The sequence below is a fragment of the Pseudoalteromonas sp. GB56 genome (genome assembly GCF_054923835.1).
In genome coordinates, this window is record NZ_JBPCHK010000001.1 from 476461 (window position 1) to 501003 (window position 24543).

Below are 24543 nucleotides of genomic sequence, written 5' to 3' on the forward strand. Positions count from 1 at the left end.
TATATGTCTTATCGCTTATGCTTCTAAGGCTTTGTCGATTAACAAATCGATGTATTGTTTGTTCGCTTTAGCGGCATCACTGGAACCCCAAGATACTTTGCTGTCGCGAATGCTCGTTAACTGTGACAAAGCAGATGCCTTTGCAAGGTTGTCATGACTACTTGGCTTTTTCACGCCAGCAATACTAATGAGTTGCTTAACATATTCAATTTGTAGGTTGTGGCTAAGGCTGCTCGCTTCATCCGAATCTACAAATATTGCCGCCGTCAAATCTTGCATCATGCTGTTTAAATCGTACTCATTGCCGTATAGGCTTGAGTCTGAAATTCGTTGCAAAACATTAGGGTGCAGAAGCTGTTGTAGGACGGACGTTTGCATACCTAAGATCATCGCATGCGCTTTGGGGTCTTCATTTTTACCATAGTGGTTGAAGCCACGACGTTGTTGCTGCAAATAATTATATAGCGGCTTCATATCTGCCAATACGTTAGGCGCAAATACTTTGTCTGCGAGTACTTTCATTGCTTCTTTTTGACGCTCTATAGGAACAGGCGTAAACGGTGCTTTGTCGCTACTACTGCCTACCACATTGCGCTCAACGTACACCCCGCCGATCTGACGAGAGATGATGTTGGCTTGCTGTTTGTATTGGCCTGCCAAAATGTTTGCAGAGATAACCAGTTGTTGATAACTGCTCCCTTCTACCAGTGCCTTAGACTTCAGATCAGCCAGCAGTGTTTCGATTAATTCCATGCGGTCGGCGCCATAAGCAACAGGATTTGAAGACATGTCACCAATCATTACACGTGGGTCAATATGACGACCTGGCGCACGCATATCATCTGCGTCGTTACCAAACGCAAGTTGATGTTCCGTGGAGCGTGCTAGGATTTTCTCTAGACGCGCTTGTTCGGCCGCGTCGTCTGTCAAGGCCGTGCTATAGCCAAACTCAATCGCCCAGTCATCATACGGGCCTGGCTTGGTTTGGAAGAAATCGCCCTGAGTCATGCCCTTAGGTGCAATATTCGCTGGTGCGTAGTCCATTACTGAACCCGTAACAACGCCTTTCGTCAGGCTCTTGTCATGCACTTGTTTTTCATCCCACAAAATCGAAGACTTCATATTGTGGTTCAGACCCAAAGTGTGGCCGACTTCGTGCAACACTAATTGTGTCAGGCCTTGGTGAAGGATTTCTTTGTTATCTATGTCAGCGCCTGTCGCCAGTGTATTAGCAAGAATCATGTTTTGCTGTAATTCATGGCCAAGTGAGCAGTTGAGAGCATCTTGCGTTTGCATCGCAGAATTGCCCAAGCTCGATGCGCCTTGTGAGTAAAGCGTGTCATAAATCCAACGGTTTTTCATAAACACGTATTCCAACATGATGTCAGAGCCGAGGATTTCACCTGTTACAGGGCTAGCTAGTGCCGGGCCGTAGCCACCAAACGGAGGCGTTGGCGATGATGTCCAACGCAATACGTTGTAATTGATATCCCCCGCATCCCATTGTGCGTCATCAGGCTGAACTTTTACCACCAGTGCATTTTTGAAACCTGCTTTTTCAAATGCTGCATTCCACGCTAATACTCCTTTTTCGATGGTATCGCGCCACTCAACAGGGGTGGTATTTTCAATCCACCACACAATCGGTTCAACGGGTTCTGATACAGCCGCATTCGGATCTTTTTTCACCAGGTTCCAGCGCTTGATCACGTCTTTGTAGGGTGCCCAATCAGGCGAAGTCATGTCATCGAATTGGTTAGTGAAGAAGCCGATGCGGGCATCATCATAGCGAGGCTGGTAATTGTTTTGGGGTAAGGCAACGAATGAATGCTGTACCTTGATAGAAACCGAGCGAGGATCACTGATAGCCTCTGAACCTCTTACGCTTGGATTGTCATTATCGAATACATAGTCAACGACGATATCGATGTTATTTGGGTAAGGGCGGTGTTTGATGATGCGTGATTTTTTACCGTCAAGTTTACCGAGTTTAAAGCGCTTTTTCGCGTCTTTGTCATCTGGATTCGCCCACGGTGACACTTTGTGCAGTGCTTCGCTCAAGAAGAGTTTATCTACCTTAAACGCAATTTTGCCATCCTCTTCCACTTCAATCGGCAAACTGGCAAGTACCGCTTCGCTAATATTGGCATCCGCGGCACGAGAAATAGCGCTGTCGTCGTCAAATTGATAACGAGGTGTTTTGCTAACAATATCAACACGGTCAAAATAACGACGGAATTCAATGAGCTTAGTTTCACGGTATGCACCTCGGAAATGGCCCGCATCAGTGACGCCATCAACAGTGTGAGCAAAGTACACAAAAGGTTTGTTCAATTGCTCAGTGGTGATAACCATGAGGTTATCGCCGCTTTTTGGATCTTGGTAAAAATCAAAAACGCCATCGAAGAGTGTCTGATCAGCTGTCGTCTGTGCGAATGTTTTAGTCTTTTTTTCTTCTTCTTTATCTTTCGCGATGGTTAGCTGACTGCTCAGTGCAAGGCTCAATGCGAGCGTGAGGGTTGAAAATCTCATTTGTATTCCTTTGAGTTAGATTGTTAACAAAACAGTGTACTTAAACTTAACAGGGAATAAACGCTGGATGAGATAGATGTCAGAAAAGCGGTGTAAAAATGACTTAATCATCTGAAATATAGCGGTTTTTTCTTTGTAACAAAGTATGGCAAAAGCCATTGTCCGTAATTGACAACGTTTGTCTTACCATCCACAGCACGCTGATCTTTTTAGTGTGCGCAACAGTATCAGTAGTGGCTTTGTAAATTGGGTCTAAAATTTAAGCAATGTTGCTAATTTTAATACTTATTTACAAATGAATTCTTACCAAAATGCAGCAACTTGTTAATATAGGCTGAATATAGATTTATCAGGGTGAACAGACATGCATAGAGCATTGAAAAAATCGTTGGTTGTGGTCGCGATTCTTGTCGCAACAGGGGTTGTTGGGTCTGGAATTATGGCTACGGCAAAAAAGCCAGATGAGACGAAGCAAGTTGATACTCGTCCGATAGTGGAAGTGGAGTCACTGTCTGCTAGCGATCATCAGGTGTTGCTGACCAGCTACGGTGAGGTTCGCCCGCTGGAGAACACCATGCTTGCTGCACAAGTCAGTGGTGAAGTCGTGAGCTGGAATAAACGTTTTGTTGCCGGTGGCATTGTTGGTCGCGGTGAGATTCTGTTTACCATTGAAAAAGATAATTATGAAGCGGCTGTTTTGCAGTCCGAAGCAGAGCTTGCCCGTGCGCAAGCTGCGTTAATTGAAGAGCAAGCGCAACAGCAAGTCGCTAAAGACGAAGCTGCACGCACTCCGGGAGTTAAGCGCTCAGCGCTATTTCTGAGAGAACCCCAAGTTTTGAGTGCTCAAGCTGCTGTGAAATCTGCAGAGGCTGCCTTGAAACGTGCGCAGCGCGATTTAGACAATTGTGAAGTGCGTGCTCCTTACGATGCACTTATCGTGTCACGCGATGTAGGTAAGGGTCAATTCGTGAGCCCAGGTTCAAAAGTGGCGCAAATCAACAATATCGAAAATGCCGAAATTATTGTGCCAATTGCAGGTTTTGATAGCGCATTTTTACCCAACAATGTGAGCGGCATCACTGCAACAATCACGCAAGAAGGTTTGGGTGGGTTCACGCGCACTGCCGTGGTTGATAGAGATTTGGGTATCGTTGATAGTGCCACGCGTATGAGTAACTTGGTTATTCGTGTTGAAGACCCATATAGCGTTCATAATCAACAGCCTAAGGTAAAGTTTGGTAGTTATGTTCAGGTGCAATTTCCAGGACAAACACTCAAAGAAATTTTCCGTTTACCACAAGAACTGGTGAATAACAAAACCGTGTGGGTGGTCAACAATGACAACCTACTTGAGCCACGAAAAGTGCAAGTGGTGCGTGAAGAGAATGAGTTCTTCTTAATTAGCGATGGTTTGGATAGTGATGACCGTATCGTATTGACCCTACCTGAGTATCCTCAGCAAGGCATGGAAGTACGCATTGCGGGTCAAGTATCTAGCCCAACTGGCAACGATCAGCTGTAGGAGCGCGAACCATGCAACCGCAAAAGGAAACCGGCATTATCGCGTATTTTGCCAATAACTCAGTTGCTGCCAACTTAATGATGGTGTTCATCATCATCATGGGTATTGTGAGTTATTTCACTATTCAGCGCCAAATGTTCCCCAATGTTGAAGTCAATTACATCAACATTTCCGCTTATTATCCGGGCGCATCTCCGCAGGAAATCGAAGAAAGTATTCTGATAAAGATTGAAGAATCCCTCAAAGATATCACTGAGATTGAAAAGGGCGTGTATCGTGCATTTCGTAATTCAGGGCGAGCGTCTTTAGAAATCGATCCGGATGTTGAGCTGACTGATGTTCTCGATAAAGTAAAACTGCGCGTTGATGGTATCGCCACATTCCCTGCGGGAATGGAGCCGGTAACCATCAGCCAAGTTGAATTCCGCCAAGATGTAATCGGTATGTCACTGGTTGCGGATATTCCACTGACAGAACTAAAACCGATTGCCAATGAGATTGAAGATGAGCTGTTGCAACTCAACAACGTTTCTTTAGTGCAAAACGATGTGCCGCTTGATGAAATAGCGATTGAGATTAAGCCAGACACACTACGTCGTTACAACTTAACCTTGAACGATGTAGCCAGTGCGGTGCGCCGTTATTCCGCAAACTTCTCGGCAGGGCAGTTGCGCACCGACGCCGGTATTATTTCTGTGCGAGTTGAAGCGCAGTCCTACACCGGTGAAGAGTTCCGAAATATTCCTGTGAAAGTGGGTAATAACGGTGCCAAAGTGTTGCTTCAAGACGTGGCTGAAATCAAAGATGGTTTCACCGAAGGTGAGCGTTACTTTAAGTTTAATGGTAAGAACGCTGTCTATTTGAGCGTTAAAGCCACCAAAGAGCAAAACATGATTCCGGTAGCGGAATCGGTCAAAGCCTACATTGAGCAGAAGAATAAAACCCTACCAGCAGGGGTCACGATTGAGCCATTGATGGACATGACGTATTACCTCAATGCGCGTCTCGATATGATGCTTAAGAACCTACTGCAAGGTGCGATTTTAGTCGCCTTAATGTTGACCCTATTCTTGCGCTTCAAGCTCGCCCTGTGGGTAATGATTGGCTTACCTGTGTGCTTCTTGGGGGCGTTGATGATGATGCCTCTGCTAGGTATCAGTATCAATATCGTGTCCTTGTTCGCCTTCATTATGGTGTTGGGTATCGTGGTCGATGATGCCATCGTCATAGGGGAGAGCGCCTACACCGAAATTGAAAAGCATGGCGGTGGCGTAGAAACCGTGGTGCGTGGTGCGCGTCGCGTGGCGACTCCTGCCACCTTCGGGGTATTAACGACGATGGCGGTATTTGCGCCGTTTACGTTATCGAGTGGCCCTGAGCGTGCCTTCTTCTTCGGTATCGCCGCTGTGGTGATGGCATGTTTGGCATTTAGCTTAATTGAATCCAAGTTAATTTTGCCTGCGCACATTGCTCACACTAAGTTCGGACCTATCAGCTCAAGCGGCTTCAGAGCTCGCTTCAATGACCGCTTCTTTAAGTTCGTAAACGGGCCATACCGTCGTACGGTAGAGAAGTGTATTCAATGGCGCTGGACCGTTTTCTTGGGCTTTAGCTGTATGTTAGTCGTCAGCTTCATGTTGATTGCCAGCAATCATATTCGCATGGTACCGACGCCAAAAGTGCCTCATGACTTCCCGCAAATTCGTGTGGAGATGAACGATAATGCGTCTGACATTCAAACTATTAACGCGATAAAGCAAATCGAGAGCATGGTTATCGATATCGATAACAAGATTGAGCAAGAATTTGGGCAAAAAATGGTGCGCAGCCTGCTGGTGTTTAACCAAGGTCGTACCGAAGCACAAATTCTCGCGCCACTCGTTGATGAAGAAATTCGCCCATTTGATGCGTTTGAATTATCGCGTCGCTGGCGTGAAGCGATGCCAGAAATTGCCGGTGTGAAGTCGCTCACGATTTACGATGATGTAAATGGTAATCCAGGTGGTGATGGTGAATTTGGTTATCTGTTATTTGGCCCAGACATAGATACGCTTAATGCTGCTGGTCGACAGTTTATTTCGATGTTGCAGCAGCAAAAAGGCCTGTTCGACATCAGTTCGACTATCGACCCAGCAAGCAAAGAAGTGCGTATGAGCTTGAAGCCTGTGGCTTATGACCTTGGGTTGGACTTACAAAATGTGGCTAACCAAGTCGGTGCGAGTTTCTACGGCGGCGAAGCACAACGTGTTATCCGTGACGGTGAAGAAGTGCGCGTGATGGTGCGCTATCCAAAACTCACCCGTGAAGCATTTGCATCGCTGAAACACGCTGTTGTGATGACTCCTGCTGGTCAAGAAGTACTGCTTGGCGATGTCGTGGAGCTTGAAGAGCGCCCTGGCGTAAGTTATATCCGTCGCGAAAGTGGCTATCGCACTGTGTATATCTACGGCAGTATCGACGAAGAAATGGTTGAACCGACTGAAGTAGTCAAACGCATCAAAGAAGACTTACTGCCGCAGCTGAAAGAACAATATCCTTCAGTTAAAACTGAGTTGGGTGGGTCAATTGAAGAGCAACAAGCACAAGCAAATGAGCAAATCTTGTTCTTCCTTGCGGGTATGATCATTGTTTACATCTTGCTCGCTGTGCCGCTTAAGAGTTACAGCCAGCCGCTTATCGTCATGTCGGTGATTCCGTTTAGTTTAACCGGTGCTTTGTGGGGCCACTTTTGGTTTGGCTTGGATTTAAGCACGATGTCATTCTTCGGATTGATTGCGGCTGCGGGTGTGGTCATCAATGACTCATTGGTCATGACAGACTACGTTAACCAAGCACGTAGAGAAGGGTATAGCGTCAAGGATGCTGTGGTAGAGGGTGGTTGTGCCCGTTTTAGGGCAATTACTTTGACCTCGATCACGACATTCGCTGGAGTTTTGCCTATCATGTTTGAGACAAGCTTGCAGGCTAAGTTCGTAATTCCGATGGCCGTGGCGCTGGGCTTTGCTGTGATGTACGCAACGGTACTGACGTTGATCTTAGTACCTTGTTTGTACGTCATGTTGGGCGACATACGAGCAGGATTCCGTTGGTTGTGGCAACGAATTCGCGGCACTGTTGCCAAAGTAGGTTCGTCGAAAGCGAAAAACTCGGACAAAGTGAGTAACGCATAGAAAAATCATTGTCAGTTTAATTGTTTTTTTAATGCCAAAGTATGGGATTTGGTGACATCTTGTCGTAATAGGTTGCGTTCCTTTTTAAGGTGTCACTACAATAAGCTATACAACAACTTTGATGAGTCCTTTTTAGTCTGATGACGTGGGAAGGGGTATTAAGTGCAATTAGCTGACAAACCAGATTTATTTATGAGCATGGCAGCCACTCTACCAAAGAGCGACTGGATCAGTGTGGGCTCTTTGAGCAGCCACACGCAGCTATTCAGTGGTGATGTCGTTGAAGTTGAAGTTTATGATTCTGAAGGCCTTGTTAAGGGGTTGAGCTTTACGCTCGATATCGTCTCCGATCAACAAGGTGAGCCGCAAAACTGGTCACGGGAAGTGGCCCAGTATATCAACACTCATATTCCCCTTATGCAAGCTGGTAAGTTTACCGAGCATGGCCTAATCGTTGCCTATCGTGGTAATGAAATTTACGCGTGCTCACGCAGCGGCATTAACGAAGTGGTGATCAATTACAATTGTGTTGCTAAAAAGCAAGCGGATGAAAACCACAATGATCAGGGGTATGACTACATATTCCCAGTCAATCATGAGTCGTATCACGCGGGTGATCGAGTACTTCACTTGAGCACGGGCAAAGTGTACCGCTGCAAACCTTGGCCTTACACAGAACTGTGTCGACTCGGTGCAAAAAATCATGACCAATATGAGCCAGGAGTGGGTTTGAATTGGCAAACTGCGTGGCAAGAATTAGATTCGTAGTCGCGCTATAGCGCAAATGATACACTGGAGACTCAGAGTTTGAGTTTCGAGGTTGTTTGTGCAAGCCCCTATCGCTAAAAAAATCCCCTTTTTATTAGAAAATCACGGTCATCAACGCCAAGACAATTACTATTGGATGCGGGATGACGAGCGCCAAGATGAAGAGATTCTGGCCCATCTTCGAGCAGAAAATAGCTACTGCGAAGCTAAGTTGGCACCCACACAGCACAGACAAAAAGCCTTATTTGAAGAACTCAAATCGCGCATTAAAAAAGACGATAACACCGTACCTGTGCGCGATGGTCAATACTGGTACCACAGCGAAGTCTCGGGCGATTTAGAATACGCGAAGCATTTCCGCGCTGACACCTTTGATGGTCAAGGCAAAACCTTGTTGCTTGATGTGAATGAGCTTGCGCACGGACATGAGTTTTATGACTTAGCTGACATGGCGGTGAGCCCAAATGAGCAATGTTTGGCGTATTGCGAGGATTATAGCGGTCGTCGCATCTATCAAGTCAGATTTAAAGATTTATCAACCGGTCAGTTGCTCGAAGATGAGTTAAGTGACTGCGAAGGGCAAGTTGTTTGGGCGAACGATAATCGAACCGTTTATTACGTTAGAAAAGACCCACAAACCTTACTGGGTTACCAAGTATTCCGTCATCGCTTGGGCACAACACAAGATCACGATGAGCTTGTGTATGAAGAACAAGATCGCAGCTTCTATATGGGGTTGGGTAAAAGTCGCGATGAAAGTGTGATTTTCATCGACCTTGAAGCCACCGAAACCAGTCATACCTATGTGCTTGATGCGAATGACGCCAATGCGCAGGTGCATGAGCTCATGCCCAGAAAAGTCGGCCACCTGTATGATGTCGATAAACTGGGCGAGCAGTTCTATATCGTCAGTAATCTTGATGCTAAAAACTACCGTTTAATGCAGGCCACAGCGCAAACAATTTCCAACCCAGAGGCATGGCAACAAGTGATTGCTCATCGCGATTCAGTGCTGTTGGAGAGCGTCGAGTTGTTTAACACCTACTGGCTAGTGACTGAGCGTGAGCTTGGGCAAATTCGCTTTGTAGTCTACTCGCATGAACAAGGAAAAATGCAAGGTGAAAGTCAGATACTCGCATTTGATGATCCGTGCTATTTTGCTGGTGTCGGCATGAACCCAGAGCCGAATGTGAGCACCGCGCGTATCTATTACAGCAGCTTAACAACACCAGGCAGCTTGTATGAATTTGATTTAGCCAGTGGTGCGCGTACCTTGCTCAAGCAGCAGCAAGTACAGGGGGATTTTGACCCTACCTTTTATCAAAGTGAGCGCCTAATGATTACTGCTCGCGATGGTGTAGATGTGCCAGTATCACTTGTTTATCGTCGCGATAGCTTTAATAAAGATGGCACCAATCCACTGCTGCAGTACGGTTATGGTGCGTATGGCATCACCATCGACCCGAGTTTCTCCAGCGGCATTTTAAGCCTGTTAGACCGTGGCTTTGTTTATGCCATTGCCCATATTCGTGGTAGTGAAATGCTAGGTCGTGCGTGGTACGACGCGGGCAAACTTGCGCAAAAGCAAAATACCTTTAATGACTTTATCGATATCACCGAAGCCCTGATTGAGCAAGGATACGGCGACGCGAACAAAGTGTGTGCCAGTGGTGGTAGCGCCGGTGGCCTGCTGATGGGGGCTGTCGTTAACCAAACACCGCATCTTTACCGTGCAATCGGTTGTCATGTGCCATTTTTGGATGTGTTAACGACCATGCTCGACGAGTCTATTCCGTTAACGACGAACGAATATGACGAATGGGGTAACCCTAATAATGAACCTGATTATCACACCATTGCCGCCTATTCGCCGTATGACAACATCCAGTCGCAAGAATACCCGCATATCCTAGTGACAACGGGGTTGCATGACTCTCAAGTGCAATACTGGGAGCCAATGAAATGGGTTGCCAAGATGCGTGAGCATAAGACCGATGACAACCTATTGTTGTTTAAAACTGACTTAGAAAGTGGTCATGGCGGGGCATCTGGACGCTTCAAGAGCCTAGAAGAGAAAGCCCTGGAATTTAACTTCTTTCTTACGGCATTGAATTATGAAGATTAGTGGCTTGTCGCAAGCCTGCGAAAATAATAAGGAACCGATCGTTACCCAGCTTGAGCGCCTATTTGCAACAACAAACACGGTGCTCGAGATTGGCTCAGGGACGGGGCAGCATGCTGTGCATTTTGCCCCTAGGCTTCCTCATTTAACCTGGCAAACCAGTGATCTAGTCTACAACCATGCGCTCATTAACGAAGTGATAGGCTTTGCCGCCAGCGACAATATCGCACCACCATTGGCGTTAGATTTAGCTTCACCATGGCCTGTAGGGCAAGTCGACGGTATTTTCACCGCCAACACCTTGCACATCGTCAGTCGCGATTTAGTTGCAGCATTGTTTGATGGTGTTGCCACGCACCTTGAGGAAAATGGCGTGCTTTGTATCTATGGGCCTTTCAATTACCAGGGAGAATACACAAGCGAAAGCAATGCGCAATTTGATGCGCACTTACGTGCGCGTGACCCACAAAGCGGTATTCGCGACCAAGAGTGGATTGTTGAATTGGCTGCCGCTGCTGGGCTCGAACTTAAAGACGATGTAGCTATGCCAGCAAATAACCGCTTACTGCATTTTGTAAGGGGATAACTGCTCACAGTCTTGTATATACAAGTCGTGTTGCGCGTTTTCTCGGGCAAAAAAGTCGGCAATGGCAGCGGCGAATGGACTGCCTACTAAACGATGGCAAGAGTGGGTAAAAATGGGCTCAAAACCTCGAGCAATTTTGTGCTCACCTTGCGCTCCGCCGCTGAAATAGGTGAGTTTATTGTTGATACAATACTCAATGCCTTGGTAATAGCACAGTTCGAAATGCAGATGATCGAAGTGTTCGCTGCATCCCCAATAGCGGCCGTACAAAGTATCTTTATTTCGCAAAAATAAGCTCGCTGCAACAGGTTCATCTTCCTCTTTGAATGCACTGATCACTACCAAGTGCTCACGCATATGCTGCCACAGTAAGGTAAAAAATAAGGGGTTAAGGTAGCCAATATGACCAGAGCGTTTCAGGTAAGTGCGTTGGTAAAAACGACTCAGTAACTGCATTTGCTCTAACGTGATATGCTCGCCAGATGTCACCTCTATGCGTAAGCCCGCAGCACTCGTTGCTTGTCGCTCTTTGATTATGTTTTTACGCTTACGTGCTTTGAGTGCTTGGGTAAACGCGTCAAAGTTTCGATAGTCTCGATTTTGCCACTGAAACTGCACGGTTTTGCGTCGTAAACAAGGCAGTTTTTCGATTTCATCAGCAAGGTGTGGCTGGCAAAAGTTGATGTGCCAACCTGACCATTGCTGCAATTTAGCTTGATGATCCAATGCTGCCTCAATTGCAGGCAGCGCCTCATGCTCGGGTAAGCACTTAGCGATAGCAATTCGTTTGCCGGTAACAGGCGTAAAAGGTACTGCGCTGATCCACTTTGGGTAGTAGTCAAAGCCATGGGCTTCGTAAGCTTCTGCGATCGACCAATCGAATACATATTCGCCATACGAGTGACTTTTGAGGTAGCCGATGCATAGGGCCACAAGTTGGTCTTGTTGATACAAGCCCAAATGAAAAGGTTGCCAGCCTGTTTGCGCACTCACACAGCCACTTTGTTCAAGCGCATGGATAAACTCATAGCGTGAGAAAGGATCGTCATCACCACAAAACAACGATTGCCAATTGTCTTTGCCAATTTCGTCAGCTGATGTGAAAAACTGAGCACGCAATTGCGCCATGGTGTTATTTCACGCTCTCGATAAAACGAATCATGTCTTGTTTTAATTCACTGAAAAAGGGGTTGTAAGTTAAGCGCTTTAGCACACCTTTCGCTAAATTTTGCTCCGTACGTTCGCCAATCAGTACGCCATCATTGGTTTTACAAGCGCGATAAAGCGTGTCGTCCTCAAGGTATGAGCCGCAGTTACGATAGGTGCCTTGTTTACCGTAATACGGTTGCTCAGGCGAATTGACTACACTGATATGAGAAAGACTTATGACGTCGTTGCAAGGCGGCACTCCTTGTTGGCATGCGTAATTCGCTATGGTGTGTTGTTTGCCCAAAGCCTGGACGGCTCTACTTTTATCGCCGTAATAAACGAGCATATCATTGGCGGTGTTTGGGCGTTTTTCTGGATTGTGCCATAGCTTTGCTAAAGCCAAGGTTGCCCGTGCATCTATAGTGGTATCGACATCGCTTTGGGCTATGAATAAAGGCAGGTTTGGCAGTGCTTTTTTAGCCAACTTTTTTGGGTTTATTCGACGCATCGCCTCATGGGCGAGGGTTGCGGCAGCGAATGGAAATGACTCATATTTTGCAAAGTCGATGTCAGCATCTTCATCAATCCAATTCACAAATGGGATGCGATCTACCCATTTCGACATCCAGCCATTTTTATTATGCGGCTCAGTAGCCGGAGACCACAGCATCACTGCACGTACTTGTTTTGGAGCTGGGTGTTCTGCTAAATGAGCAATTGCAAGGGCTGCGCCTGTGGAATAGCCGCCGATAATAACGTTGTCAAAGTCTTTGCTGGTACGCGCGATGGCGTATTCAGTGAATTGTTGCCATTGCTTAAAGTCGACTTCGCGCAAGTCGCTGGCGGCTGTGCCGTGGCCAGGTAATAACACGGTACGCACGTTATAACCTTGGTTATAAAAGAATGCAGCCAAGGAATGATAGGTGAAAGGGGAATCTGTGAGACCATGAAACAGTAGGGCAACTTTGTTTGAATTTGCACGGCGCAGCTCAAACGGGCTCAATAGGTCGACTACGTTCAGTGTGTCTGGCAGTTGCTGTTGCGCTTGCAGCAATTTCACCGTGTTAGTCGTTACCGGGCATGGCCATGCAGCCCTTGGATTTCGAGTTGAAATTGTGTCGCGTGCATGTTGTAAATAGCGACTGAATTCAGGTAAGGCCGCTAAGTCGAGTTCCTGTACTTTTTTGTCATTAACCCAGCGATAAGTACCCTGCTCTTTAGCTGCCATAATAAAATCAATGTCATCAATATGACTCAGGCAGGTTTGCGCGAAGCTCAAAGAGCTAACGCAGCTCAACAGGGTAATTAAAAACAAACGCATCATCTTGATCCCCAAACGGTTGATAGTCGCCAGAATAGCAAAGACAGTGTATGACGACTAGTCGAGCGGTACTTGCCAGCGTGAGAAGGTTTGCTTGAGTACTACGGTAGATTCAATCGCACCAATATCTCCACAAGAGCCTAGTGAATGTTTTACGAATAGCTCATAGCTCGCCAAGTCTCGCGCGATGATCTTGAGTAAGTAATCGTATTCGCCAGTGATCACCGAACACTCCTGAATTTGTACGAAACCAGCAACATGATCTTCAAAGCGGTTTGCCGCTGAGGCAGAATTTTGAGTGAGTTTAACTAACGCATAAACACAAATGGTGTAGTCGAGGCGAGCAGCATCTAAACGTGCGTGATAGCCCTGAATATACCCTGCTTGCTGCAGCTTATTGATGCGGCGGATCACCGGAGTATCAGACAGATTAACGTGTTGGGCAAGTTCACTCACAGGCATACGACCGTCTTGCTGCAAAAGCCCAAGGAGTTGCAGATCCTTGCTATCAATTTTTATTTTTTGGCTATCATCACTCATAAAGTTTAATTTATTGCTGCATTTCACTAACTATAACTGTTTTTTGAGGTGGAAGTTAAGTAATTCCACTTACTACACTATGCTATGTTATTGCCATTAACAGGCTTACAAAGAGCAAGAAAATGACAACACATAGCCGAGCATTCGATAACTGGATGCGCACCGATTTCGTTGAGATTAACAATCAGCTTGAAGACCTCTATTGGCAACAAGGTGATAGAGCCAATGTTGAGGGAGTGGGTGAAGCACTCAAGCAACAATTAGTGGAGCAAGGCAATGCATTAATTAAACACCTTGTTGCTGAGGGCAACACTGATGAGGGTTTTGATAACGCCTTTGATTTGCTTGGCAATGTAGGATTATTTATGGCTGCATGTCGTCGTCATGAAATTACGGAACCATCGCGAGAAACTCATTCTCCATTGCTCGATGCCTCAACGCTCGCAATGCACATCGGTGCTTCTATTGGTGTGACACCACGTTTTGCAACTGCGCATTTGTGTACCCACAACAGTGCGGTCAATGGCCTATATAAGCGTTTCACAGATTTAGAAGATGAAAAGCTGTTTGTCGATTACAACACCAAGGCTATTCTTGCCTACAAACGTGCTGCAGATGCGTTGTTGCGCTTACAGCCTTTAGGTATTTCACACCCGATTGCAGCAGATTTACTTTCGGTAGTTGAGCAAGCTCTTAAAGATGTAATGCAGAGTAACAACTACTTGTTCCAGAACTTGGACACTGACCGCTTTTTCTATTGTGTACGTCCTTACTATAAGCCATACCGTGTGGGGAAAGAGGTGTATCGTGGTGCTAACGCCGGTGATTTTGCTGGTATCAACGTGATTGATATGTTGTTAGGTCTTTGCCAAGCAAACGAAACCAGCTATTCGCAAATGTTGGTGGATAAGTTTTTGTATATGATGCCAGAGGATCAAAAGGTGTTGCGTCATTGCATGCGTTTACCTTCGTTTATGGATGAGTTTTTAAACGTTGATGAGGTGCATCACAAGGCGCCATGGTTCCAAGACAACCTAAAAGCATTTTTGAAAGTATGTAAATTGCATGGGCAAACAGCAATTCAGCATCATAATCAGCTGGTAGAAAAGTATATTCGCATTCCAAACCAAGACTTGGGAGAGCCGCATCAAGAGAAAGTCACCGCGAGTGGACCGCCATTACCTGTGCTGTTAGCGCAGTTGGAGAGGTTACGTGACCGCCGCGCTGCGCGACCCAGAAATGATATTTTCACTCGTTATGATGATATTAACCGACTAACTGAGTTACTGGATTAAGGCATGAAAGAACAGTTTATTTTACCCGACAGTACGTACTTGCTGAGTCACTCAGTTGGTCGTCCGCTGAAAAGCGCTCAACAGCACTTTAGCGATACCTTCTTTGCTCCGTGGGAAAAGGGTCAGACGGAACCATGGCAGCAATGGATGTCGGGTGTGAATGACTTTACACAACAGCTTGCTAAGCTATTCAACAGTGATGCAATGTTGTTTTGCCCACAAGTCAATCTATCTAGCGCGCTCACAAAATTAGTGCATTCACACCCACGTTTGAATAAAGCGAAGAGTAAGGTACTGATGTCGGAGCAAGACTTTCCAAGTATGGGGTTTGCACTGCAAAAGTCTTTATCTGAAGACAGCGAGATTGTGTTTATTCCTGCTACACAAGACGTGTGTGACGCGAATGTGTGGGAACAATATTTAACGCCTGATATTGATTTGGTGTTTATCTCGCAGGTGTACTCCAATTCAGGAAAGCAAGCGCCAGTGGCTGACATCATTGATGTTGCCAAGCAACGCGGAGTACTGAGTCTCGTTGACGTGGCGCAAGCTGCGGGGATTATCCCTATCGATTTGGCCTCTTTACAGCCCGACTTTATGATAGGTTCAAGCGTCAAGTGGCTGTGTGGTGGACCAGGGGCTGCGTACATTTGGGTAAGCGACGCACAACTTCTTGCGTGCGAACCCAAAGATGTAGGGTGGTTTTCGCACGAAAATCCATTCGAATTTGATATTCACCATTTCGCTTATCACGACAGTGCGTTGCGCTTTTGGGGGGCACTCCCAGTGTTGCACCATACATTTTAGCGGCGCACAGCATTGCTTGGTTTAATAACTTCGGTGTAGAAAATGTGCGTAATCATAACTTGGCGATGCAACAAATAGTGATAGATGCGTTGGGAGAGATTATAGTTTCACCTAAACTGGCAGAACATCGCAGCGGTACGCTTATTTTGAACTTAGGTGAGCAGCAAGCACACCTTTTGCCTCGCTTGCAAAGTGCGGGAATAAGTGTCGATGAGCGTCACTTAGGTGCGCGCGTGTCGTTTCATCTTTACAACGATGCTAATGACGCTCTTCATTTAGTACACGAATTACAGCGGCTGATTTGATTCAGCTGCTTCATTGAGTTTAGCCTTTTCTTTTTCTAGCTTTTTAATGGATTCTCTTTCGTATTTTAGGCGTGCACTATAATTGGCATTAATTATGGCTGCTTGCTGTTTTTTAGCTTCATCGATAGAGTTGGCACCGAGATAATTTGCCGTAGCTTGATTTATATTGTTTATTAAAGCCAATTGCTCAACTTGTTCTTGTTCAAACTTCTGAATATTACGTTGGTGTTCGTTAATCTTACGATCGATATCTTGCGAAGCTAGATAGCCATCGATCTCATTCGGCTTAGTTTCAGGTTGTTTCTTTTCACCATCATCTTCATCGGCAGCTGAAGACTTGTAACTTCTAATATTGATGATCTGTGCATCATCACCACAAGGTAATTGGCTGAAAGTGACCACACCATTGATAGTGCATTTGTAAACAGCAGAGTGTGCTGGTAGGGCCAAAAGCGTAAGCAAAAATAGAGCTGGTGATATGACCTTCATTGGAGATGTCCGTAAGTCTTCGATATATCGATTCTAGAAGCTTGAAGATGGAAATCAATAAATTGTTGGAATTTCACAAATAACTATAAAAGATAAGTAGTTGAACTAACATTGTATAAAACGTAGCGAACTAATCAGAAAGAGTTTGGATTGGAGTGTCTAATTGCGTTTTTGTGTACTCATGCACTTGCAACCTCACTCGCCCCTTACGGGCGCGTACGCGGCTCAAAAAGTTCCAGACATTTTGTCGAACGAAGGGTTCAAACCAAGTCCACCTACTCAAAATTTAGTTATAAAAAAACCGCCATAAAGGCGGTTCTTTTAAAACTAATGGCGGAGAAGGGTCGAAGAAACCGAAGTAAAACTTCGCAGTTCTAAGACGCCGCAGGCTGGACGCTTGCGACTGAACGCCGAAAAGCAAAAAACCGCGACAACGCGCGGTTTTTTATCATAACTAATGGCTTCTATTCGGGATGAGCGCTCGTGTATCCTTACACTCGCCCCTGCGGGCGCGTACGCGGCTCAAAATGTTCCAGACATTTTGTCGAACGAAGGGTTCAAACCAAGACCGCCTACTCAAAATTTAGTTATAAAAAAACCGCCATAAAGGCGGTTCTTTTAAAACTAATGGCGGAGAAGGAGGGATTCGAACCCTCGATAGGGCTACAAACCCTATACTCCCTTAGCAGGGGAGCGCCTTCAGCCACTCGGCCACCTCTCCGGCGCGAATCAGTTTGTTAATTTGGCGGAGAGATAGGGATTTGAACCCTAGATACGCTATTAACGTATGCCGGTTTTCAAGACCGGTGCTTTCAACCACTCAGCCATCTCTCCATGGGGTAGGATAATACTGAGCGAAAAGGGCGGTGTAAATAGGAAACGGATCGTTTGCTTGATTTTTGTGCTAATTCAGGGGGGATAAGCGAATTTTAGCGAGATTGGGTGCTAAGTTGGTTGGTTCTTAGCACCGTCACAGGTAGAGCAAAGTAACATTAGAGTAATTAATTACTTGTAACGTACAACTCCGCTTAATGCTAACTCTTTACCGAAACGGTTTAGTTTAGCCATCATCTTTGCTCTGCGTTTGCTTGGTTTAACTGCTACGTGATTCGCTGCTGTTTGATTTAGTGTATTTACTGGGTTCATGGTGTCTGCTCCGCGTTGTGCCTATGGTTGAAAACAAGGCTATTTTGCAACCAGAGCGGTTGAAAATAAAACGATTTATTTTGGCCCATTCGAATAAGTAATTCTAATCCGATTAATGTTTTGTTAAGTTGGATTTTACGCCAAATATGCATGGATATGTCGTGGCTAATTTATCTAATTGTGCATGTACAAAGGTTTTTTAGCTTGTTAAGTCTATAGGATTGCAATAATGTGCATATTTATTCAGATGAATCATATTTGTTTTAGGTGTGCTTTTTGAGTCGTCCAAATACCTTTTTAATCCTGTATCATCCTTTGCAAACGAAATCGCAACTAAAAAATGTTTGTGAACAACTTGATGAGCGTGATTTCGACTATTGCGAAATGGCGACAAGTGGAGATTTTTGTGCGGACTTACAAAGCTTACAAAGTTATCACGGAACCGTCTCTCGGGTCGTCGTACTCGGTGGCGATGGTACCCTAAACTTAGCGGTCAATGCGTTTGCCAACTCAACGCTAGAGCTCGCCCTTGTTCCGTGCGGGAGTGGCAATGATTTCGCAAGGCAGTGGCGTTGTGATGAGCGTCAGTGGCTTGAAGCCGCGCTCTTTGGGAAAAGTAGCTATATTGACCTAGGCAAGGTGAATGAGCGTTACTTTATCAACATAGCTGGTGTGGGATACGATGCTGCGGTGGTCAAAGCTTGCTCGGGTAAACGCGGTCCTTGGGCGCATTTAAGTTATGCGTGGCAAGGCGTCAGAATGTTATATCGCTATGCCCCTTCAATGTTGGCTTTTTCATCCAAGCAAAGCCATCAAAAACAACTGCTTATGATGTGCCTAGCAAATGGACAGTTCTTTGGCGGAGGGATGCGCCTGGCACCGAGTGCAAAAATTGATGATGGCTTTTTACAATGTGTGCAAATTGGTGCGGCGCCGTTTTGGCGGCAATGCCAAGCGCTTATCTTGAGTTATCAGGGCAAGCATGTTCAACTTCCCCAAGTGGCTATATCTGCGACTGAACAGCTGCAGGTCCATACAGCAAATATAGGAATCGAGGCGGATGGTGAGTACATAGGTACAACCCCCGCCACATTTTCAGTGCAAAAATCAGCACTTCGGTTTGTTGTTCCTAAAGAACTAAACTAATGCTTTACGCTGCTTGTGTAGTTTGAATGCATTGGCAACTTTCTCAAATGGCGTCAATACGATGGCGTTACCCAGCAGTACAAAAATGAAGCCATACACGGTATTCAACTGCCAAATAAATCCTTCAAACAGTGTGCTCAGTATCACTGCAACAAGTGGGAACAAAACAATGACGTAGCTTGCCTTTTCTGGGCCAATATTACGTAACAACACAAAGTAGCAGGCGAATGCGATAACCGTCCCAAAGGTACTCAAATACAGCAGTGATAGCCAATAAGCAGCAGTGGTTGCGCTAAAATCAAGTGATGCGCCACTAACCAAAACGAAGACCGCTAAGCCAATCATACTGTACAACATGCCCCATGCATTACCTTGCATGATACCCACTTGTGCATTTGAATTACGCACACTCACCATATTGCCGATTGAGGCGACCAGCGTGCCACCCAAGCATAACAGCAGGCCGAACAGGATGTCGTTGCTCAAATCTAATGTGGCAATGGCTGGCCAGAATAAGATAACGATACCCACTACACCTAACACCGCGCCGAAATAGATGCGTTTGGCGATGGGCTTACCAAAAAACAAACGTGTGTTTACTATGTTCATCAATAATAACGTGCTGAAGGCAATAGAGCTCATAGCTGATGTGAGGTAGTGCTGCGCCCAGTAGAGAATAAGGTAGTTGGCGCCAAAATTACACAGCGCTAGGAGCACGAAGAAGCCGTGGTCACGCCGAGAAAAGCGCATTGGCAATTTTTTAAATAGCACAAAAGACCACATCAAAGCGGCAGCAATAGCGAAGCGCAGGAATAACGATACTTGAACCTCAACATCGCCGAGCTGAAATTCGATAGCGAGCCAAGTCGAACCCCAGATAAGAACAGTAAAAAAGTAAAGCATGGCATTTTTCATGGTGAGGCTCCGACATTTTTAAAGCTGGTATTTTAAGCTGATTCTGTATACTGTACATAAACAGAAAACAACAAAATGCACCTATACAGATTGTTATGTCACGGATCGTCAACAAGCAAGGTTCAGTCTACTTGTATCAACAAGTAATTGACTTGATAAAAGATATGCAAGCACACGGCACATTGAGTGCTGGAGAAAAGCTCCCGTCTCTGAGAAGTATGGCTAATAAGCTGTCTATTAGCATTCCCACAGTCCAACAAGCTTACCAAGAGCTTGAGCGCCAAGGGGTGATCAGCGCGCGTGAGAAGTCCGGGTTTTATCTAAACTTAGCCTGTAAGCCTTGCAATCAAGTGGGTCGCATCGCTTTGGCCAGACAACCTGTTGAGGTTAATAAACAAGAACTTATCGAGCAGGTTTTCGAAGGGTTACATCGACCAGGGGTCATTCCTTTGGGTATCGCAAATCCAGTATCAGTGAGTTCTACGGACAAAGTACTCAGCCGCACAATGCGCAGAGTGATGAATATTGCTGGTAAAAAAGCCATCAATTACGGCCCCCATGATGGATTCAGTGCGTTAAAGAAGCAAATCATTAATCGTTATCTCGATTTTGCTATTGGCGTAAACGGTGATGAGCTGATTATTACCAATGGTGCGCAAGAGGCGCTGCATATTGCCGTTCAATGCGTTACGCAAATAGGCGATATAGTTGCGGTGGAATCGCCCTGTTATTTCGGCATCATTGAAATGTTAGAAAGCTTGGGCTTGAAAGTTATTGAGATACCCATGTGTCCGCAAGAGGGGTTGTGTATTGAAGACCTTGAACGAGCGTTCGCAGAGCATGACATCAAAGCCTGTATTTTTTCAACGTGTATCAGTAATCCATTAGGCTCAAAAATGCCAAATGAGCGACGCCAACAGCTGGTGAACTTGGTTGAGCAGCGCGGCGCAGTGCTCATTGAGGATGATGTCTACGGTGAGCTGGCCTATGAAGCGGATGATGCGAAGCCAGCTCAGTACTTTTCGACCATGGGCAATGTGATCACCTGCTCTTCATTATCAAAAACGGCGGCGCCGAGCTATCGAGTCGGCTGGATGATCGCGGGGAAGTTTGCCCCTCAGGCAAGACGCCTGAAACGAGCCATGAGCTGCGCTTCGTCACTGATGAATCAATGGGCTTTATACGAGTTTATGAACAGTGGTGATTACGACAAAAACTTACGTGTTATGCGCCAACGTTTAGCGTTGAACAAAGAACGTATGCGAGCACTTGTTCAAAGGCATTTTCCTGAAGGAACCCGCATGAATAACCCTCAAGGAGGGTGCGTATTATGGATCCAGCTACCGTCACAATATGATGTGATAGCCCTCTTTCATAGGGCATTAGACAGCGGTATCAGTATAACGCCTGGCGCCGTTTTTAGCGCCACAGATAAATATCGCCAGTGTATGCGATTGAGTTATGGTGTGGAGTGGAATGAAAAAATAGAAAAGGCAGTAGCGATGTTGGGAGCGCTCTGCCTGCAAGTGCAAAAAGGGAGAAGCAGTTGAGCCAGTGGTCTGGCTCAACCGGCAAGGGTACTGATTAGTTACTGAGTAATTGGTAATCTTTTAGTTCTGGAACCATGCCAATTAGCTGTTGCTCTTGCGCCGCGAGTTCAGTGAAGGATACGCAAAGAGCATCTGCGCGCTTTTCAATATTTGCAGCTTGCAGTTCTACTCGTTGCTCAACTTGTTTGCCCAAACGCTCCATGCGCTGTTCAAACTCATCCATATCGCCACCAGAGCCAATAAGCTCAGAGCCTAGCGCTATGAAAACGCTCCCAATTGATTGAAGAACCGCTTGCTCCATTGCGCGTTCGAAGTCTTCATCAAATTGGTTTTCAATATCATCACCCAATTGCTCAAACGTTTGTTTACCCATCACAAAAGCGCCGTTTTGATAGAAGGTCTGCTCGATGTTCACACCAATTTGATCGACAAGATCAGTGAGTGCATCGCTGCTTTGGATCCCAAACGCTGTGCCTACTTCTTCGATAGCGACACCAGCAATTTTTACGCCATCCAACGCGATTTGAGCTACTTCAGGCATGTAAGTTCGCACATTATCGGCATAGTTTGCCAATGCTTGTTGCTGTTGACTGTTGAGATCGACCGATTTTCCGTCAATGCTAAGTTGGCCGTGCTCAAATACTAAATGCTGATTTTGTGCGTTAGTGATTTCAATGCGTTGTGGGTCAATACGTACATCATTTTTAAACTCAATATTGCACTGCTCTGAACCGAACGAAATGGAATTAGTTTCTTCAGCATAAGCTGCGCCTGATAGACCGATAGCTGAGATGATAGCAAGTGATGTAGTTTTCATTTTTAAATACCTGTTGAAAGAGTAACTTACTGAATAATTCAAATTCGATGCCAAAATACAAACTGTATTAATATCAAATAGTTAAAATTAACCAATCAAGAGCAGGCTGACTTTTTTAGTTAATTTGACCAACATTTAGCTGATTTGTAATGAACTAATGGTGTAAAAAATATGTAATTTCATTGGCGTTAACGACAGTGTGTAATTTCGACTAATTTGTTAATTAAATATGTTTGTCGATACGATAAAAAAATCTCACTTTTCAGTTTTCGGATTAGCAGCTATTTATTCACTCGAAGGCTCTACGCCCTTTATTCAATGAGCAACCTAGCTACATTGATCACTGTTTTGATTTTTTTGGAGTGTATTGTGGGTAAAACATATTCCTATGATGCGGTAGAAGACGATTTTGTTGAAGATGAATACGAAGCGATTGGACGCAATCAAAATGATCGTCGTAAACGCAAAGTGAAAAAGAAGCTTGATGATTATCTAGAGCAGCGAAAGCTCAGAAAGAATCTCGGCTACGATGATTTCGACGACATTACGGAATAAATAAAAAGGGGCCTTATGCCCCTTTTTTAGTTGTAACTAACGTAATACGAAAAATATCGCCATAGATAAAAATGTAGTGGCGTAGATGCTATGCGTTTTATACGCAGTGATAATAGCCACAACCGCCGCTACTAAGTACGGATTGGTATAACTAACTTGCCATTGCTCATCAGGGAGCAAGACAATAGGCACCCAGATAGCGGTTAGCACTGCAGGTGCGCTAAAGCTCAAAAAACGCTGCATCCTAGGGCCTACTCTGAACGGCAATGAGCGGTGCAAAAATAGATATCTGCTTGAAAACGTAATTGCGGCCATGACCAACAGCGTGGTAATCATTGTTTCACCTCGCGCGTCATAAAATATCCGCAGCCCATACCCAGTAAAGCGCTTGCTACAAGCCACATATCAAACCCCCACGATTTAAGTGCTGCCGCACTGATTCCTGAGACAATCACACAGAGTAGTGTTGCACGGTTTTTAATCGACGGAACAACCAAGGCAATAAACGTTGTCGCAATAGCGAAATCGAGACCTAAATTGGTTAAGTCAGGAAGCAATTGGCCCGCAACAATGCCAATTAACGTCCAAAGATTCCAAAATACGTAGAAGCTAAAACCTGCGCTGAGGGCATAAATTAGACGCGCCTTCGTTTGATACGCTTTTGGGTGGTGGGAAAACGCAAACAGCTCATCCGTCAAAACAAAACTCACAGGTAAGCGCCAACGCAAAGGTTGGGCAATAACTTTTTGCCGAACTGCCAATCCGTAAAGAAAATGGCGGGAGCTAATGATAAAAGTGGTGATTGCTATGGTAAGTAAAGAGGTGTTGTTGGCAATGAGCTCTATTGCCACAAGCTGCGCAGAACCTGCAAATACAAGCAGAGACATCAATTGAGCCTCTATGGCACTAAAACCATTCTGCATCGCCAATGAGCCACACAATATCCCCAAGGTAACACCGCTAAGTTAAGCGGCATCATATCTAGCTGGCCTTTGAAAAAGGCGGCTTTGTTTAAATTTTTCTTGTTTATTGGTGCTTTATTGCGGGTCATATCTAAATCTAATCGTGTAAAGTTCGCTCTGCACGAAGAGTTTGGCATAATCACCCTCATTGCAAAAGACGTGGAGCAGTTATGAAAGTTTGGGATGGATTTATTCGGTTTTTCCATTGGGCATTAGTCGCCTGTTTAGCTGGGTTGTATTTTTCTGCCGAAGAAGGAGCAATGGATCTGCATTTTGTGCTCGGTTATGTAACCTGTGCATTGCTCTTAACCCGTGTTGTATGGGGGCTGTTTGGCAGTGATACTGCGCGATTATCTGCGCTAATAAATGGGCCCAAAGCGGTCGTTGAGGCGTTTAAATCTCAGCGTCTAGGAGCTGGCCACAATGCCGCAGGCGGCTATATGGTATTAGCCTTTTTTATCTTGATAGCGTTGCAGTTGACCACAGGCTTGATGACAACGGACGACATCCTAACCGATGGTCCATTAGTTCAACATGTTCCCTACGAGTGGGTTGAGCTCGCATCATCATTACATCATCAAAATTTCGACTGGCTGCTCATCGCGATTGCGCTACACATTTTGGCGATAATTGTGTACGCCATTCGTGGAAAAAAGTTAGTTCCTGCTATGATCACTGGTCGTAATCAACAAGTTAATGAACTGGTGCAAGTGAAAGCGAGTTGGCCAGCATTTATTTTTTTCATGTTTGCATTAGCGTCGCTAATGTTGACGTGGGGTTACGAGCCATTCGTCGCACTCTTTACATAGAATTGTAAAGAATTGTTACAAATTTAATAAGTTATTG

At 45.4% G+C, this 24543-nt stretch carries 19 protein-coding genes, 2 tRNA genes and 2 pseudogenes; 11 read left to right on the forward strand and 12 right to left on the reverse strand.

Annotated elements, in window-relative coordinates; genetic code table 11:
- Positions 1 to 15: 15 nt before the first annotated feature.
- On the reverse strand, positions 16 to 2532 hold the full coding sequence (locus ACH19P_RS02215; RefSeq protein WP_462156896.1) for a zinc-dependent metalloprotease: 2517 nt from the start codon (positions 2530 to 2532) through the stop codon (positions 16 to 18).
- A 364-nt stretch (positions 2533 to 2896) separates the two neighbouring features.
- Between ACH19P_RS02215 and ACH19P_RS02220 the strand changes: the two genes are divergently transcribed.
- The 5 genes from ACH19P_RS02220 to ACH19P_RS02240 all read left to right on the forward strand — a co-directional run bounded on the left by ACH19P_RS02220 (position 2897) and on the right by ACH19P_RS02240 (position 10700).
- Positions 2897 to 4054: an efflux RND transporter periplasmic adaptor subunit gene (locus tag ACH19P_RS02220; RefSeq protein ID WP_462156897.1), complete on the forward strand. Its 1158-nt coding sequence runs from the start codon at positions 2897 to 2899 to the stop codon at positions 4052 to 4054.
- 11 nt (positions 4055 to 4065) lie between these two features.
- On the forward strand, positions 4066 to 7224 hold the full coding sequence (locus ACH19P_RS02225) for an efflux RND transporter permease subunit (protein ID WP_462156898.1): 3159 nt from the start codon (positions 4066 to 4068) through the stop codon (positions 7222 to 7224).
- Positions 7225 to 7386: 162 nt separating this feature from the next.
- Positions 7387 to 7992, forward strand: coding sequence for a chitin-binding protein (locus ACH19P_RS02230; RefSeq protein WP_462156899.1), 606 nt, complete (start codon positions 7387 to 7389; stop codon positions 7990 to 7992).
- Between the two features lie 58 nt (positions 7993 to 8050).
- Entirely contained in the window at positions 8051 to 10117 is a 2067-nt protein-coding gene (locus tag ACH19P_RS02235; protein ID WP_462156900.1) for a S9 family peptidase, read from the forward strand.
- A complete protein-coding gene (locus ACH19P_RS02240; protein WP_462156901.1) occupies positions 10107 to 10700 on the forward strand; it encodes a DUF938 domain-containing protein in 594 nt (197 codons plus the stop codon). The genes ACH19P_RS02235 and ACH19P_RS02240 overlap by 11 nt, the downstream gene beginning before the upstream one ends.
- Here ACH19P_RS02240 and ACH19P_RS02245 read toward each other — a convergent pair.
- Genes ACH19P_RS02245 through ACH19P_RS02255 form a run of 3 tightly spaced genes read right to left on the reverse strand, consistent with a single transcriptional unit; the run spans position 10677 to position 13710 of the window.
- Positions 10677 to 11828: a GNAT family N-acetyltransferase gene (locus tag ACH19P_RS02245; protein WP_462156902.1), complete on the reverse strand. Its 1152-nt coding sequence runs from the start codon at positions 11826 to 11828 to the stop codon at positions 10677 to 10679. The two genes, ACH19P_RS02240 and ACH19P_RS02245, sit on opposite strands and share 24 nt — an antisense overlap.
- A 4-nt stretch (positions 11829 to 11832) precedes the next feature.
- The gene (locus ACH19P_RS02250; protein WP_462156903.1) at positions 11833 to 13173 is read right to left on the reverse strand and encodes an alpha/beta hydrolase; all 1341 of its coding nucleotides are present in this window, start codon (positions 13171 to 13173) and stop codon (positions 11833 to 11835) included.
- 54 nt (positions 13174 to 13227) lie between these two features.
- Complete coding sequence (locus tag ACH19P_RS02255; RefSeq protein ID WP_462156904.1) at positions 13228 to 13710, reverse strand: Lrp/AsnC family transcriptional regulator; 483 nt, start codon at positions 13708 to 13710, stop codon at positions 13228 to 13230.
- Positions 13711 to 13832: 122 nt separating this feature from the next.
- Between ACH19P_RS02255 and ACH19P_RS02260 the strand changes: the two genes are divergently transcribed.
- Both ACH19P_RS02260 and ACH19P_RS02265 read left to right on the forward strand, forming a co-directional pair.
- Positions 13833 to 15005: a PrnB family protein gene (locus tag ACH19P_RS02260; protein WP_462156905.1), complete on the forward strand. Its 1173-nt coding sequence runs from the start codon at positions 13833 to 13835 to the stop codon at positions 15003 to 15005.
- 3 nt (positions 15006 to 15008) lie between these two features.
- A pseudogene (locus ACH19P_RS02265) lies at positions 15009 to 16117 on the forward strand (aminotransferase class V-fold PLP-dependent enzyme).
- Here the strand turns inward: ACH19P_RS02265 and ACH19P_RS02270 are convergent.
- The 4 genes from ACH19P_RS02270 to ACH19P_RS02285 form a co-directional block, all read right to left on the reverse strand.
- Positions 16100 to 16606: a DUF4124 domain-containing protein gene (locus tag ACH19P_RS02270; RefSeq protein WP_462156906.1), complete on the reverse strand. Its 507-nt coding sequence runs from the start codon at positions 16604 to 16606 to the stop codon at positions 16100 to 16102. The pseudogene ACH19P_RS02265 and the gene ACH19P_RS02270 overlap by 18 nt on opposite strands.
- Before the next feature lie 628 nt (positions 16607 to 17234).
- Positions 17235 to 17327 (reverse strand) — tRNA-Ser (locus ACH19P_RS02275).
- 22 nt (positions 17328 to 17349) lie between these two features.
- A tRNA-Ser gene (locus ACH19P_RS02280) sits at positions 17350 to 17440 on the reverse strand.
- A gap of 171 nt (positions 17441 to 17611) precedes the next feature.
- Complete coding sequence (locus tag ACH19P_RS02285) at positions 17612 to 17752, reverse strand: hypothetical protein (RefSeq protein WP_347391491.1); 141 nt, start codon at positions 17750 to 17752, stop codon at positions 17612 to 17614.
- Between the two features lie 276 nt (positions 17753 to 18028).
- On the opposite strand from ACH19P_RS02285, the gene ACH19P_RS02290 reads away from it, so the two are divergent.
- On the forward strand, positions 18029 to 18898 hold the full coding sequence (locus ACH19P_RS02290; RefSeq protein ID WP_462156907.1) for a diacylglycerol/lipid kinase family protein: 870 nt from the start codon (positions 18029 to 18031) through the stop codon (positions 18896 to 18898).
- On the opposite strand, the gene ACH19P_RS02295 is transcribed toward ACH19P_RS02290, so the two are convergent.
- On the reverse strand, positions 18890 to 19813 hold the full coding sequence (locus ACH19P_RS02295; protein WP_462156909.1) for a DMT family transporter: 924 nt from the start codon (positions 19811 to 19813) through the stop codon (positions 18890 to 18892). The genes ACH19P_RS02290 and ACH19P_RS02295 overlap by 9 nt on opposite strands.
- Before the next feature lie 95 nt (positions 19814 to 19908).
- On the opposite strand from ACH19P_RS02295, the gene ACH19P_RS02300 reads away from it, so the two are divergent.
- The gene (locus ACH19P_RS02300; protein ID WP_462156911.1) at positions 19909 to 21363 is read left to right on the forward strand and encodes an aminotransferase-like domain-containing protein; all 1455 of its coding nucleotides are present in this window, start codon (positions 19909 to 19911) and stop codon (positions 21361 to 21363) included.
- Between the two features lie 34 nt (positions 21364 to 21397).
- Here ACH19P_RS02300 and ACH19P_RS02305 read toward each other — a convergent pair whose 3' ends face one another.
- The gene (locus ACH19P_RS02305; RefSeq protein WP_462156913.1) at positions 21398 to 22180 is read right to left on the reverse strand and encodes a YggN family protein; all 783 of its coding nucleotides are present in this window, start codon (positions 22178 to 22180) and stop codon (positions 21398 to 21400) included.
- 369 nt (positions 22181 to 22549) lie between these two features.
- On the opposite strand from ACH19P_RS02305, the gene ACH19P_RS02310 reads away from it, so the two are divergent.
- Positions 22550 to 22735, forward strand: a complete 186-nt coding sequence (locus ACH19P_RS02310) for a PA3496 family putative envelope integrity protein (RefSeq protein WP_462156914.1) — start codon at positions 22550 to 22552, stop codon at positions 22733 to 22735.
- Positions 22736 to 22771: 36 nt separating this feature from the next.
- Here ACH19P_RS02310 and ACH19P_RS02315 read toward each other — a convergent pair whose 3' ends face one another.
- Both ACH19P_RS02315 and ACH19P_RS02320 read right to left on the reverse strand, forming a co-directional pair.
- A complete protein-coding gene (locus tag ACH19P_RS02315; protein WP_462156915.1) occupies positions 22772 to 23071 on the reverse strand; it encodes an AzlD domain-containing protein in 300 nt (99 codons plus the stop codon).
- A pseudogene (locus tag ACH19P_RS02320) lies at positions 23068 to 23786 on the reverse strand (AzlC family ABC transporter permease). Before ACH19P_RS02320 ends, ACH19P_RS02315 begins: the two are co-directional and overlap by 4 nt.
- 81 nt (positions 23787 to 23867) lie before the next feature.
- On the opposite strand from ACH19P_RS02320, the gene ACH19P_RS02325 reads away from it, so the two are divergent.
- The gene (locus tag ACH19P_RS02325; RefSeq protein WP_462156916.1) at positions 23868 to 24506 is read left to right on the forward strand and encodes a cytochrome b/b6 domain-containing protein; all 639 of its coding nucleotides are present in this window, start codon (positions 23868 to 23870) and stop codon (positions 24504 to 24506) included.
- The last annotated feature ends 37 nt before the right edge of the window (positions 24507 to 24543 follow it).